General features: G+C 63.4%; 12 protein-coding genes. 6 read left to right on the top strand and 6 right to left on the bottom strand.

Going from position 1 to position 14,272, the window contains the following annotated elements:
- Positions 1-24: 24 nt before the first annotated feature.
- On the bottom strand, positions 25-1,143 hold the full coding sequence (locus tag CG716_RS26730; RefSeq protein ID WP_094484185.1) for a class I SAM-dependent methyltransferase: 1,119 nt from the start codon (positions 1,141-1,143) through the stop codon (positions 25-27).
- A gap of 47 nt (positions 1,144-1,190) precedes the next feature.
- Complete coding sequence (locus CG716_RS26725; RefSeq protein WP_094484163.1) at positions 1,191-2,831, bottom strand: GMC oxidoreductase; 1,641 nt, start codon at positions 2,829-2,831, stop codon at positions 1,191-1,193.
- 175 nt (positions 2,832-3,006) lie between these two features.
- On the opposite strand from CG716_RS26725, the gene CG716_RS26720 reads away from it, so the two are divergent.
- From CG716_RS26720 to CG716_RS26695, 6 genes are all read left to right on the top strand, one after another.
- The gene (locus CG716_RS26720; RefSeq protein ID WP_094484162.1) at positions 3,007-4,275 is read left to right on the top strand and encodes a glycosyltransferase; all 1,269 of its coding nucleotides are present in this window, start codon (positions 3,007-3,009) and stop codon (positions 4,273-4,275) included.
- Between the two features lie 132 nt (positions 4,276-4,407).
- Positions 4,408-5,790 (top strand): nucleotide sugar dehydrogenase, encoded by a 1,383-nt coding sequence (locus CG716_RS26715; protein ID WP_094484161.1) that lies wholly within the window; start codon positions 4,408-4,410, stop codon positions 5,788-5,790.
- A 48-nt stretch (positions 5,791-5,838) separates the two neighbouring features.
- Complete coding sequence (locus CG716_RS26710; protein WP_094484160.1) at positions 5,839-6,828, top strand: NAD-dependent epimerase/dehydratase family protein; 990 nt, start codon at positions 5,839-5,841, stop codon at positions 6,826-6,828.
- A 12-nt stretch (positions 6,829-6,840) separates the two neighbouring features.
- Positions 6,841-8,064 carry an acyltransferase family protein gene (locus CG716_RS26705; RefSeq protein WP_094484159.1) on the top strand — a complete coding sequence of 408 codons (1,224 nt, stop codon included), beginning with the start codon at positions 6,841-6,843 and terminating at the stop codon, positions 8,062-8,064.
- Positions 8,061-9,335, top strand: coding sequence for a glycosyltransferase (locus CG716_RS26700; RefSeq protein ID WP_094484158.1), 1,275 nt, complete (start codon positions 8,061-8,063; stop codon positions 9,333-9,335). The genes CG716_RS26705 and CG716_RS26700 overlap by 4 nt, the downstream gene beginning before the upstream one ends.
- 10 nt (positions 9,336-9,345) lie before the next feature.
- Positions 9,346-10,623, top strand: a complete 1,278-nt coding sequence (locus tag CG716_RS26695) for a glycosyltransferase (protein ID WP_094484157.1) — start codon at positions 9,346-9,348, stop codon at positions 10,621-10,623.
- Between the two features lie 2 nt (positions 10,624-10,625).
- On the opposite strand, the gene CG716_RS30395 is transcribed toward CG716_RS26695, so the two are convergent.
- The 4 genes from CG716_RS30395 to CG716_RS26680 form a co-directional block, all read right to left on the bottom strand.
- Entirely contained in the window at positions 10,626-11,426 is an 801-nt protein-coding gene (locus tag CG716_RS30395; protein ID WP_165774317.1) for an ABC transporter permease, read from the bottom strand.
- Positions 11,423-12,178 carry an ABC transporter permease gene (locus CG716_RS30390; RefSeq protein ID WP_165774316.1) on the bottom strand — a complete coding sequence of 252 codons (756 nt, stop codon included), beginning with the start codon at positions 12,176-12,178 and terminating at the stop codon, positions 11,423-11,425. Before CG716_RS30390 ends, CG716_RS30395 begins: the two co-directional genes overlap by 4 nt.
- A complete protein-coding gene (locus CG716_RS26685; protein WP_094484156.1) occupies positions 12,175-13,104 on the bottom strand; it encodes an efflux ABC transporter ATPase subunit, DrrA-related in 930 nt (309 codons plus the stop codon). The genes CG716_RS30390 and CG716_RS26685 overlap by 4 nt, the downstream gene beginning before the upstream one ends.
- 111 nt (positions 13,105-13,215) lie before the next feature.
- A complete protein-coding gene (locus CG716_RS26680) occupies positions 13,216-14,262 on the bottom strand; it encodes an NAD-dependent epimerase/dehydratase family protein (RefSeq protein WP_094484155.1) in 1,047 nt (348 codons plus the stop codon).
- Positions 14,263-14,272 lie beyond the last annotated feature (10 nt).

Here is a 14,272-nt window from a genome sequence, read left to right as displayed (position 1 = left end):
CAACCACCTCGGCAAGGGGTGTGGTTATCGCCGCGTTGGATCGAGCTTTCCCAGGCCGGTGATCTCAAGACTCACCGACTTTCGCAATCCGGCTGCGCCGAGCATGAAGGCGATGTCGCCGATAGGTGCACCCAGCCAGAAGCGCCAATAGCGCTTGGTCAGGAACTTCCAGAGGTAGCGACCGTCCAGCAGGTGCATGGTGATCGCGGCCAGGTAGTACATGGCGCGCTTCCAAGGCGCGGTCACCATCTCGGCATTCATCTCGCCGACCTCGAGACCCCAAGAGCGATAACGCCATTCGAGGCCGTAGCGATTCTGGAACTCAAAGAATGCCCGCATTTCTCCGTTGGTGACCAGGTACTCGTCAAAGACGAGAATCGAGCCCTCGACAAAGTGGTCCTTGCACGTTTCCAGCCCGTGCAGGCAGCTTTCGTAGGTGTCCAGATCCATGTGAAATAGCCTGATCGGGGCTTGCGGCCGTTCAGCCAGGAAGGGAGCCAGCGTGTCATAGGTGCTTCCCTTGACGTACTGCACCTTGCGCCCGAGTGTTGCAGGAACGCCGTCCTGCAAGGTCACACCGGTGTCGTGGATGAAGCGCTTCGCCAGCGGATCTGACAGAGAGAAGGTGCCCTGCTTGATCAAGAATTGGTCCTCGATCTGCCAGTCTTCCACCAGTCCTTCGAAGGTATCGAACCCGTACACCGTCCGGCCCGATGCATCCGATGTGAGTCGTGTCGACCATCCGATCCAGACGCCGAGATCGAGCAGTAGTTCGTCGGAATTCTCAGTAGTCGGCTCCGGCAGCCGCGATGCTTCCCATAACAGTGGATGCCCTGGAATCTTTTGGCTGCGAATCTCTGGAAGCGACCGTCGAATGAACGCTTGGTACTCGTCGTCGTAAACCCTGATATCTCGCGCATACAGATTGGGGATGTAGCGGTCTCGGCCGCGATATATCAGGCGGGCGCAGAGCAGCAGGACTGCCAGCACGCCAATCGCGATGAGAAGTATTGGTGCGAAGTAACACGCCGTCGCGACACCGAGCGCGATGACAATGAGGACCAATCGCCACAGGCGATGAATGTTCGTCCGATCCACCGTCTGGTTCGTCCGACCCACGGTCCCGCTATCGACAACGCCCAACGTTTTCACCTCCAGGTTTCCGGACAGACTAGGACCTACTCCATAGCTCAGGTGGCGAAGTGCGCCTGGTTCACATGCTCAGCCACACGCAGCGCATTGGCTGCCACCGTCAGGCTCGGATTGAGGCCGGCGCTGGACGGAAAGAACGAGGTGTCCACCACGTACAGGTTGTCCACTTCGTGCGCGCGGTTCTGCGGATCCAGCACGCTGGTCGTGGGATCGGCACCGAACCGGCACGTGCCGCACACGTGGCCCATATTCGAGTTTTCCTTGCCGCTGCCCAGACCGCGGGTGCGGAACGGTTCCAGCACCCCTTTGAACAACCGCAAAAAGGCCGAATGGCGTTCAAGTTCATTGGCGTGCAAGCGGTACTGCATCCGCATCCGCTGCCGCCCGTCGGAGCCCGGGTGATCCGACAGCAGCACCCGGTTGTCCAGGTAGGGGAGGTCTTCCATCATCGCAGCCAGAATCAGCCCGCCGGTGAAGAACTTTTCGTAGACCCGGCGCACCGCCGGGCGCATCAGGCGTAGTGCTCTGCCCTGCGGACCGGGACGGTTCAGCAGCCACTCCATCGGCGGTATCGCGCCGAACGACTGCACGGTCCCGTACTTCTGGCCCTCATAGAAGTAGAAGTCGTTGAGCCCGATCTCCTTGTTGGCGGCGGTGATCGTGGAGTCCGTCTGCGGCCAGATTTCGACCGGGTCCAGGAGATGACGCATCAGGTTGCGCCCCACCCAGTCCGACCCGTTTGCCAGCCCACGGGGCCAGTCACCCGATCGGGAATTGAGTAGCAGCACGGGGGTGGCCAGCGCGCCGGCGGCGAGCACGACCACCTTCGCGCGCAAGGTCAGTTGGCCGGACGGGTGCTCGCAGACCACCTGCCGGGCCGTGGTGCGGTCGGCGTCGATCCGCACGACCCGGCATTCGGTTAGCAGCTGGGCGCCGTGCTCGGTGACGGCGGGCAATACGCAGTTGCGCGCGGAGTCGTTCTTGCACGACTGGGAGCACAGAAAGGTCTGACAGGTCGCACAGTCGTCGGTGTAGTCGCAGGCCATCGGCAAGTGATAAGGATGCAACCCGCGACCCGTCAGATAGTCGACCAGTGGCTGGTTGTCGTTCGAGAATGGGGGTGCGGCAGGGAGATTGACGTTCGCCTCCTCCGGCCGCAGCGGATCAGGCTCGCCCCGGACGTTCATAAGTCTCTCGGCCTCGGCGTACCAGGGCCGCATCTGGTCGAAGGTGACAGGCCAGGCCTCGGGCACGGTCGATTCGCCGGGATCGGTGAAGTTCTGCCGGGGAGTGAAATCTTGAGCGAAGAACCTTTCGCAGACCATGCCGTAGAGCGCCGAGGAGCCGCCGGTACCGCTGCCGATGAACGGCACAAAGCGCTTGGCGGAGCGTCCGCTGACGTCTTCGACCTCATCCGTCGAGCGCCCGCCGCGAGCCAAGGCGTCGTAGTAGGTCGCCGCGGAACGGGTTGCTGCCGGTTCGGCCAGTTCGGGCATTGCCGAGCGAATCGTTCCCGGTACGCCCGGCAGCGTGGAGCGCCCCTTTTCGACAAACAGCACTCGGCGTCCCGCGCGGGCCAGGGAGTATCCGAGCGTCCCGCCGCCCATGCCAGTGCCCACGACAATCACGTCCCACTCGAGACGTTCTATGTCGCGCGCGCTCAATGCGCCGTCAGCCAAAATCGGGCTCCTCAGCGTGGTGGCCCAAAGATGGCCTGGTCTGGGCGATTCGGGATGGTATCAACGATGAGCCGACGTCATGGCCGAACGCTGACTAGCCCGTCAAAAAAACGGTAATAATGGCCGTTGCTCCTGGCACTGCGGGCACAGGACGACGGAAAGGCCACAACCGGCGATGAAATTGGTCCTGTCGAGCTACGGCGGACGCGGTGATATCGAGCCCGCCGTCGTGGTCGGCCGTGAGCTGCTGCGCCGAGGGCACGACGTACGCATGGTGGTCCCGCCCAATCTCGTCGCCTTCGCCGAGGCCGCTGGACTGCCCGCCGTTGCCTACGGACTGGACTCCACAGCCATCCTGGAGCTGCAGTGGAAGTACTTCACGCTCTACGGTCGCACCCCCTGGAAGCTCAAAGAGCTCAACCGGATGGCTGCAGAAACCGCGCAGTTTGCCGAGGAGTGCTGGGCGGAGATGACGAAGACCCTGGCTGTGGTGGCCGAGGGGGCCGACCTTCTGCTCACCGGCCTGATCTTCGAGCAGCCCGCCGCCAACGTGGCCGAGGCCTACGACATTCCCCTGGTCACCCTGCACTACTTCCCGTACCGGGTGCACGGTCAGTTGATGCCGATCCTGCCCGCGCCGCTGAGCCGCATCGCCATGAAGGTGAACGAATGGACGGCGTGGCGGGGCACGCGCAAGGGTGAGGACTCCCAGCGCCGCGACCTGGGCCTGCCCAACGCCTCCAGCCCCGCTCCGCAGCGGATCGCAGGGCGAGGATCACTCGAGATCCAGGCCTACGACGAATTGGTCTTTCCGGGCCTGGCGAGCGAATGGTCGCAATGGGCCGGCGAGCGACCGTTCGTCGGTGCGCTGGCGATGGCGTCACCGACGGATGCCGACGACGAGGTCGCGGCGTGGATCGCCGACGGAACGCCGCCGATTTTCTTCGGGTTCGGCAGCGTCCCGATCGGATCGCCAGCAAACACCATCGCCATGATCGATGCGGCCTGCACGCAGTTGGGGGAGCGGGCGATTGTCGGTGCCGGCGGCACCGATTACGGCAACGTGCCGCACGGCGACCACGTGAAGGTCGTCGGCCAGGTGAATTACGCGACGATCTTCCCGACGTGCCGTGCGGTGGTACACCACGGCGGCTCGGGCACCCTGGCTGCATGCCTGCGGGCAGGCGTTCCGCAATTGGTGCTCTGGACGTTGCCCGATCAGCCATTTTTTGCCGCTCAGCTCAAACGGCTCAAGGTCGGCGCTGGGCGGCGTTTCTCGACCACAACCGAAAAATCGCTGGTCAAGGATCTGAAACGAATCCTGAAGCCCGAATATGCGGCGCGCGCTCGCGAGATCGCTCCGCAGATGATGACGCGCGCCGACAGCGTTGCTGCCGCCGCTGACCGGGTGGAAGCATTTGCGCGGCTGAAATGCCGTAGCTGATCACTTTGGGCAGCCGTCCGAATTCCAGGTCGAGGTCGTCAATATTCGATTAGGCTGCGTCCCGACCAACCGTGGTCGGGAGACCCGGTTAATTCCAGGACGCGCGGGGAAGTCGAAGGAGCTAGAACGGCAATGTCTAGAGGCGCGTTCGGACGTAGCGACGCTGAGATTGACCTTTTGGTACGCGGCATGCGGTCGGGGATCGCCGTGGTGGGCTTCGGTTACATCGGCACAGTGATCGGCGCCGTGCTGGCTGACCGTGGCTGGCCGGTGACGGGAATCGACGTACGACAGCATGTCGTCGACGAGATCAACCAGGGCAAGAGTCATGTGCCTGAGCCGGGCCTCGGCGACATTGTTGCCAGCAGTGTCGAGGTCGGCCGCCTTCGGGCCACCACCGACTTCAGCGTCGTCGCGGACAACGACTTCATCATCGTCACCGTCGGCACCCCGCTCGGTCCGGACTATGAGCCCATCGTCGACGACATCAAGGCGGCAGCGCGGGCCGTCGGCGAGCACCTGCGCCCCGGCCACCTCGTGATTCTCAAGAGCACCGTGCCGCCGGACACCACCGAAACCCTCGTCCAGCCGATATTGGAAGAGGTGTCGGGCCTCAAGGCCGGCGTCGACTTCGGGCTGGCGTTCTGCCCCGAGCGGCTCGCTGAAGGCCAGGCAATCCGTGAGCTGACGTCGATCCCCGTCGTGGTCGGCGCCGTCGACGAGCGCAGCGCCCGCAGCTGCGCCACGCTGTGGCGCCACGCCCTCGGGCTGGAATCGATCGTCGTCGAGGATCCGCGTACGGCCGAGATGGTCAAGCTCGCCGACAACCTCTGGATTGACCTCAACATCGCGATGGCGAACGAACTGGCCAAGGTCTGCGACCGCCTCGACATGGACGTGCTCCAGGTCATCGCCGCGGCGAACTCAATGCCGAAAGGCATGCACAACGTCAACATTCTGTCGCCCAGCATGGGTGTCGGCGGCTACTGCTTGACGAAGGATCCGTGGTTCGTCAACCACCTTGGCGAGAACCTGGGCTTGGAGTTGCGGGTGCCGCGGACGTCGCGGACGGTCAACGACACGATGCCCAGCTACACCTATGGTTTGCTGACCCAACTGTTGGCCGATCAGGGCAAGGCGATCGAAAACAGCAAGATCGCGGTACTGGGCATTGCGTTCAAGAACAACACTGGCGACTGCCGGCTCACCCCCACCAAGTACGTCGTCGAATTACTCGAAGGGTCCGGCTGCCAGCTGACCGTCCACGACCCATGGGTGCCCGATGAAGAGGCCCACACTGTGACCAAGATCCCGCTGAGCCCGGACATCGAATCCGCGGTCAAGGACGCCGACGCCCTGGTGGTCCTTGCCGGTCACCGAGAATTTCACCAGATTCCTTTGGTCCGGCTCGCGGACCTCGCGGCCGATCGCTGCGTGTTCCTCGACGGCCGCAATAGCTTCGACCCCGCGGCCGCCCGGGCGGCGGGCTTCGTCTATAAGGGGATCGGTCGCTAAGCGGCTCAAAGTTATTCGCCCACCCACACGCAAAACGAAAGAGCAACTATGTCCAATGTCGTCGTGACCGGCGGCTACGGTTTCATCGGATCGCACTTGGTGACTGCACTGCTGGAACGCGGCGACACTGTCACCATTTTCGACTTCGCGAAGAACACGCGTGACAGCAGCCTGGACTTCGACCGAAATCCCAACTTCCGGTTCGTACAGGGCGATGTCACCGATCTCGCGGCGCTTGAGGAAGCCCTGACTCCCGATGTCGACACGGTGTTTCACTTGGCGGCGGTGGTCGGCGTAAAGAACTACATGAACGATCCGCTTCAGGTTCTCGACGTCAACGTCATCGGCACTCGCCACGTGCTGGAACTGAGCCACCGCAATGGAATACGAGTGGTGTTCGCCAGCACATCGGAGGTGTTCGGCAAGAACCCCAACCCGCCGTGGGCCGAAGACGACGACCGTGTTCTCGGTTCGACGAAGACTGCGCGGTGGAGCTACAGCACCAGCAAGGGCATGGCCGAGCATCTGGTCTTCGCGATGCACGCCGCCCATGGGCTGCCGGTGACGGTGGTCCGGTACTTCAATGTCTATGGCCCGCGCCAGAATCCGATCTTCGTGGTGTCCCAGACCGTTCACCGGATCCTCAATGGTCGCCGGCCTCTGCTGTACGACTCCGGTGAACAGACTCGCTGCTTCACCTACGTCGATGACGCAGTCGCGGGAACTTTGCTTGCCGCCGAGAGCGACGCGGCGATCGGCGAGGCCTTCAACGTCGGGAGCATGACCGAGACGACCATGCGTGAGGCGGTGGACCTGGCGATCAAGCTTGCCGCTGTCGACGGGGTGTCCAGCGCCGAATCCGTCGATACAGCAGAACGTTTCGGCATTCGGTATGAAGACATTCCTCGCCGCATCCCGGACTCGACGAAGGCGCAGCGGGAGCTGGGCTGGCGTCTGAAGGTCGACGTCGAGGAAGGGATCCGCCGCACCATCGAGTGGGCGCGGGCCAACCCGTGGTACCTCAAAGAATTCGGCTAGGGATCGGTCGGGATGACCGCTGAGCCCAAATCCGCCGCTGACAGCGCCCCCGTCGTCCCCCGCGGTGGGAGCCTGGAGAGCGCATTCGATCCTCGACGCAATGCACTCAACGCCTGCCGATTGGTCATGGCCACGGGTGTCATCGTGTACCACTCCTGGCTGCTCACGGGTCGCCACCTGTCGTTCGCGCCCGCCCACCAGCTTCTCCGGGACGTATGGGTCGACGGATTCTTCACGATCTCCGGGTTCCTGATCACATGGAGTTGGTTCAGGCATCCGCGAGTCCGCCAATATTTCGTCGCTCGCGGGCTGCGGATCCTGCCCGGCCTGTGGTTTTGCCTGATCGTCACAGCGTTTGTGATCGCTCCGATCGGGGTGGCCATCCAGGGCGGTTCGGCGGGGAAGTTGCTGCTGTCTCCCGCGCCGTTCGAATACGTTGTCGGAAACAGCGCGGTGATGCTGACCCAGCAAGGAGTCGGTGCTACACCGTCCGGCATCCCGGTGCCGGGAGTGTGGAACGGTTCACTCTGGACTCTGATCTGGGAAGTGTTGTGCTACATCGCTGTTGCGGTGTTCGGTGCGGTTGGTTTGTTGCGTCGTCGTTGGTTCATTCCCACACTGTTCGCGCTGACGCTGTTGTGGTCGATCCGATTGCCGGCGTGGAGCGTCTTCGCGGATCTTGCAGAGTCACAACAGAAGATGGACGCGGCCACCGCCACGCTTTTTGTGCAAGCGATCGTCGCCAGATTCGCTCTTATGTTCCTGGCCGGCGCGTTGATCTACCAGTTCCGAAACGTTATTCCGGCTCGATGGTCGCTGGTGGTACTGAGTGTCGCCATCGTTCTTGTGTCGAGCTTTCTGCCCAATTATCGGGTACTCGCGGCGCTTCCACTGGCCTACGCCGTCATCGTCACGGGCGCGCTCATCCACAACAGGCGGTTCCGGCTACGAACCGATCTGTCCTATGGCGTGTATGTCTATGCGTGGCCTATCCAGCAGTTGCTGGTCATCTGTGGGTTGGCCGTTCTGAGTCCGGTTGTCTTCGCGATCGTCGCAACCGCTGTCACTGTGCCACTTGCCGCAGTGAGTTGGTTCGTCGTCGAGAAGCCGGCGATCGCACTCAAGTCTCGCTTCGAGCGGCGAAAGGCTACGGCCCAGGAATCGGGGGCGGGATCCACCCCGCCGGCCGCGCCAGCGCCGACCGCCGCACCTAGAACAACGGAGACGCCGCGATGAAAGTTGCGTTGGCAGCGTACGGAACTCGAGGCGATGTCGAGCCATGCCTGGCAGTCGGATACGAGTTGTCGCGCCGGGGGCATGAGGTGCTGGTGGCCGTCCCGCCCGACCAGATCGCCTTCGTCGAATCGGCGGGGTTCACAGCCGTCGCATATGGCCCGGATTCCCAGATGGCGCTGGCAAAGAATTCCGGGGCGAACCAAAAGGGCGAATCCGCCCACCGCCCTTGGCAACTGAGCCGTCAGCGACAGATGTACCGCGAAGACTGGGAATTCCAGAAACGATGCCGGTCGGAACTCGCCCACGCGTTGATGTCCGTGACCGAAGGCGCGGATTTGTTGTTCCATGGCCAGGTTTTCGAGGACCTCGCCGGCAATGTCGCGGAGTACTACGACATCCCGATGGTCACGCTTCATTACTATCCACTGCGCCCCAACGGCCAGCTTCTGCAATTTCTGCCTGCGCCGTTAGGTCGGGCGACAATGGCTGCCTTTTGGTGGATTACGTCGCGCGTGGCGGGCAATGCCGAGAAGGAGCAGCGCCAGGAACTAGGGCTACCGAAGGACTCCAGGTCTGCCACGCGTCGGATCTCGGAGCGCGGATCGCTGGAACTCCAGGCCTATGACGACGCGTGCTTTCCCGGCTTGGCGCAGGAGTGGGCGAATTGGCGCGACCAGCGGCCGTTCGTCGGCGCACTGACCTTGGAGGTCGCCACGCAGGCGGACGACGAGGTCACCTCGTGGATTGCCGCGGGTACTCCGCCGATTTGTTTTGCCTTCGGCAGCATGTCGATGAGGTCTCCCGCCGACACGTTGGCCATGATCAGCGACGCCTGCGCACAGCTGGGTGAACGGGCATTGATCTGTGCGGGCTCAAGCGGGTTCAACAGCGCTGATTCGCATGCCGACCACGTCAAGGTGGTCAATCGGATGAACTACGCCGCGATCTTCCCGACGTGCCGCGCGATCGTTCACCACGGCGGGGCCGGCACCGCCGCAGGTGCCTTGCGCGCGGGTGTCCCTACGCTGATCCTCTGGTCGGCACCCGACCGTCAGATGTGGGGATCAGTCATCAAACGGCTGAAAGTGGGCACCAGCCGCCGCTTTTCACGCACTACCGCTAAGTCGCTGGTCGCGGATCTGCGCCAGATACTCACTCCGCAGTATGCCGACCGGGCTCGCCAGGTCGCCGCCCAGATGACCAAGCCCGCCGAAGGCGCTGCGGCTGCCGCAGACCTTGTCGAGACTTTCGCCAACGTGCGTTGCAGGTGAAGGACTCGCGGTGAAATTTGTCTTGGCGAACTGGGGAAGTCGTGGCGAAGTGGAACCGTTCGCGGCGGTCGGTCGCGAGTTGGTCCGCCGCGGGCACGACGTCAGCTTGGTTGTGGCCCCCGACATGGTCGGCTTCGCTGCGTCCGCTGGACCTGAAGCCGTCGCCTACGGCCCGGCCGTAGAGGAGGTTATCGAGCCGCATCATGACTACTTCACACTGCTTTTCAGCAAGCCCTGGCGCGGGCAGGAACTGAACAGGTTGATGCGCGAACTCGCCGACCCCATCGACCAATGCCGAGAAGAGGCCGGCAAGACGCTGATGTCACTGGCTGAGGATGCCGACCTCATCCTCACCGGTATGAATTACGAAGGCATCGCCGCCAATGTCGCGGAGTACTACGGCATTCCGTTGGCCACACTGCAGATTTTCCCGCTGCGCGCCAACGGTCGCCTAGTGCCCTTCCTGCCGGCACCGGCGGGCCGTGCGTTGATGGCTGCAATGGAGCACCTGACCTGGCGCGGGCATCGGACCGCCGACGACGCGCAGCGACTCGAGCTCGGCCTGCCCAAGTCCACAGGCCACTGGACCCAGCGAATCGCCGAACGCGGAGCGATGGAAATCCAGGCCTACGATGCGGTCTGCTACCCCGGGCTCGCGGACGACTGGGCGAAATGGAACAGGCACTCTCCGCCCCAGCGGCCGTTCGTCGGCGCTCTGACGCTGGAATTGGCGGCGGATGACGACGAGGACGTCGCGTCGTGGATCGCGGCGGGAACAGCGCCGATCTTCTTCGGCTTCGGCAGCATGCCGCTCGCATCTTTCGGTGAAATGGTCGCGATGATCGCCAGGGCCTGCGCGCAACTGGGGGAGCGGGCGTTGATCGGGGCGGGTTCCACCGACTTCAGCAGCGTTCCGCAGTTCGACCATGTCAAGGTGGTCGGCGCCATGAACTACGCCGAGATCTTCCCGGCCTGCCGCGCGGTTGTGCACCATGGTGGAGCAGGCACCACCAACGCGGGGCTGCGGGCTGGCTGCCCGTCGTTGATTCTGTGGATATTGCCGGATCAGGGCTTTTGGGGAGCGCGGGTCAAGCGACTGAAGGTGGGCACTGGCCGGCGCCTGGTGGCGACTACCGAGAAAACGTTGATTGCTGACTTGCGTACAGTCCTGGCTCCGGAGTACCTCGACAATGCCCGTCAACTCGCGTCACGGATGACCAAACCTGCCGAAAGTGTGGCTGTCACAGCAGATCTCGTGGAGAAGTTCGCACTGTCCAGCCGAAACTGACGTCAGCCGCGGGCGCCGCCGGATTCGGCAGCTGCACGGTACCCGCGGACCGCGAGTGGCCCGACGATGGCTGCGCCCACAACGGTCCATAGCACGCCGATCAACAGTGGCACCAGCGGAAAGCCGCCTCGAGCAAGTGTCCGCATGGTCTCGACAATCGGCTCCATCGGCTGGAATCGGAGCAGCGGCCACATCCACGAGGGCAGCGATTCAACCGGCGGAGATCCAGAACTCGCGAACACCGCGGTGATAGCCGGCAGGCCCAGCCAGATGAGCACCGTTCCGTCCTTGGCGCGCACCGCCAGTGCAATCACTGCCATCGCAAAGACGATCACGACCATCACCGGCACGAAGAGAAACAGGAGCAGAGCGAGCCAGTTGCCGTGGAAGCGCAGTCCGAGCCCGACGCCGACCGCGGTGATCACGGCCGTACTTGCCAGCGTGCGCACCGCTTCTGCGAGCAGCCTGCCGGTCATGGCACTGGCGCGGTGCACCGGCAACACCCACATTTGGCTGATCAGACCGCCGTCGCGCTCGAGGGACAAAGTGAGGCCGGCCGCCAGAGCCCCGGAAAAAGCGCCGGCGATGGCGCATGTAGGCACCAAACCGTAGAGGCTGTCGGTCCCGGTGATTCGCATGATCGACTTGCCGACCAGTAGGTAGTACGTGATCAGCAGAAACGTTGGGAACAGCACAGATTGGATCGGTACCACCGGGGCCCGGCGCCAGTGGGTGAGGAGCTGGCCCGCAAACACCAGGCTCTCGCTGACCAGGGAGCTCCGTAGTGGTGTGTTCGTGGTCATTGTGTCCGCCTCTGCACCCGTACAGCCAGTACTCCGCATGCCACGAACAATGCAATGCACCATGCGAAGCTGCTCACAAGGTCGCCGACGGCGATAGTGCCAGCGGTGAGCTGTCGCAGGGTTGCGGTGATCAAGGAAACTGGCTGATATTGCACGAATCCATGCAGCCAGTCAGGAAATGACTCGACGGGGGCCATCCCGGTGGACAGCATGACGAGCAGCAGTTGGGGCACCAGCAGGACTTGACTGGTGCCGCCTTCGCTGGCGATCGAAGAGCCCGAGAGCCATACTCCGGTGGCATCCGAGACGAGCGACAATGCCAGTGTGAATGTCAGGACGAGCACGACGAACGCCGCCAGATAGCCGAATCCTCCGCCCATTCGGAACCCGAAGGCGTACCCGATGCCGAGAGTGGCGAGCAACGCGATCGCTGCGCGGACGAGGCAGTACAGCATGCGCGCTGCCAGCGGTGTCAACGTGGACAGGGGCATCGTGCGGAGCCGAACCCCGAGCTCGGACTGGTGTTCTCGGGCGGCGCGGTCGACGGTGGTCAGCGCACCGAGCAGTGTCACTTGGACGAGGATGACCGGCAGGACGTACTGGGCGTAGGTGATCCCACCGGTGTCGATCACATTGCGCAGCGCGAGATTGAAGATGACGAAGTTGCCGGCCGGCGCGAGAACCGCGAACGGCAAGTCACCGCGCAGCGATTCCCGAACGATCCGTTCGGTGAGAACGGCAACTGCGGTCACGCGGTAACGCTGCCTGTGAGATGGAGGAATACCTCGTCTAGGGACGGTTTGCGCAGCGAGATGTCGGCAAGCTCGATATGAAGTTGGTCGACCCGGCGAAATACCTCGCTGAGCGTCGCAACGCCGTTGGTTGCCAACACCGACACCGTGTTGGCCTCTTCATCGGCCTCGGCGTCCCTGAGATCGGCGAGCACGGCCAGGATCTTGGGCAGATCGGCGGGATCTACCGGACTCACTGTGCAGTAGCTGAATCCCATGCGGCTCTTGAGGTCTTCGGCAGTGCCACTGGCAATCACCCGGCCGTGGTCGATGACGACGATCGAATCGCTGAGTACGTCCGCCTCTTCGAGATATTGAGTAGTGAGCAGGACTGTCACACCGTCGGCCGCCAACGACGACACCAGATCCCACACCGTACGACGGCTGCGCGGATCCAAACCGGTCGTGGGCTCGTCGAGGAAGAGGACCTTCGGCGGCACGACCAATGCGGCGGCAATGTCGATGCGGCGCCGCATGCCACCCGAATACGTGACCACGCGCCGGTCAGCGGCATGTGCAAGATCGAACTGGTCGATCAACGCATCGGCCCGGGCGCGCGCGTCCTTGCGACGCATGCCGTGCAGCCGGCCGAACATCACCAGGTTCTCCCGACCGCTGAGCTGCCAGTCGAGCGCGGCGTGCTGCCCAGTCATGCCGATAGAAGCGCGCACTCGGCCCGCTTCTTTGACGACGTCGTATCCGGCCACAATCGCCTGGCCATAGGTTGGCCGCGTCAACGTGGACAAGATGTTGATGGTGGTGGTCTTTCCTGCGCCGTTGTGACCGAGCAGGGCACAGATCGACCCGGTGGCGACGGAAAAACTCACGTCCTGCAGCGCGAGGACGTTTCCGTCGAACGTCTTTGCTACCCCGTCAAGCTCGATCACAAATATTGACCATAGCGTGAGCGGAGTTGCTGCGGGCCAAGTAGCGACGTCTTCGTCGCAACCGAGAAACTCAAGACTTTGACCTCTCTGTTCGGGTTGTGATCAGCGGACCTACGACGTTGCGATCCAGTCGAGAAGTGCGCGCATCCCTTCCTCGAGCGACCACTTGGGACGCCAACCGAGCTCGTTCGTCGCCAGATCGATGTCACAGCGTGCGGCGCGCACGTCACCGTCGCGGAACTTCCCTACGACCACCGGTTCGGGCGCGCCGCAGATGGCCGCGAGCTGCTGGGCCAGCTCATGGATGGTCGTGGGCACACCCGACCCGATATCGACGTAGCGCGACGGCGCTGCGGGGCTCTCGATCGCCGCGAAGAGCCCCTCGACAACGTCGTCGATGAAGACGAAATCGCGCATGATCCGGCCGTCTTCGTAGACCTCCAAGGCGTTCTTCTCCCTGGCCAGGCGTGCGAAGAGCGCGACGATCCCGGTGTAGGAATTCGTGAGCGACTGGCCCGGCCCGTAGACGTTTTGCAGACGCAGCACGCTGAGCTTGGTGTCGTGCGCGGACGTCCACGCCGCCAAGATGTGCTCCTGGGCGAGTTTGGTCGCGGCGTAGATGTTGGTCGGCCGCGGCTCGGTGCGGACTGCACTGCTGGCGAGCGGCTCAGCGGCAGCACCGTTGGGACCCTGGGGATCCCACTGGCCTGCGACCAGTTGGGCATGGCTGCGAGGCAGCGGGTAGAACACGTCGTCGCCGGACTGCCAGGCGCCCTCGCCGTAGACGGCGCGCGACGACGCCAGCACCAACTGGTCGGGCACATGTCCGCAGCGGCTCAATGCGTCGAGCACTTGCGTCGTTCCGACGACATTGACCGAACCATGGCGGGTGGCTTCCGAAAGTGACTGTGCCGTGCCGGTTTCGGCCGCAAGATGCACGATCTGAGAAGGCTTGAACAGTCGGAGCGCAGCGTCGCAGTCCGCCGCGTGAGTGACGTCGCCGGTGAACAACCGCACCGACGACGGGAGGTCGATCGTTGCGCCCTCGGCGTGTACCTGCGGGTGCAGGATGTCCATGACGGCGACGTCGTAGTCAGCTTCTACGAGACGCCGCGCGAGCGCGGACCCGATGAATCCTGCCCCGCCGGTGATCAGCACGGATGGTGAC

The sequence above is a fragment of the Mycolicibacterium sphagni genome, assembly GCF_002250655.1.
GTDB lineage: Bacteria > Actinomycetota > Actinomycetes > Mycobacteriales > Mycobacteriaceae > Mycobacterium > Mycobacterium sphagni.
This window is presented reverse-complemented; position numbering and strand designations above follow the sequence as displayed.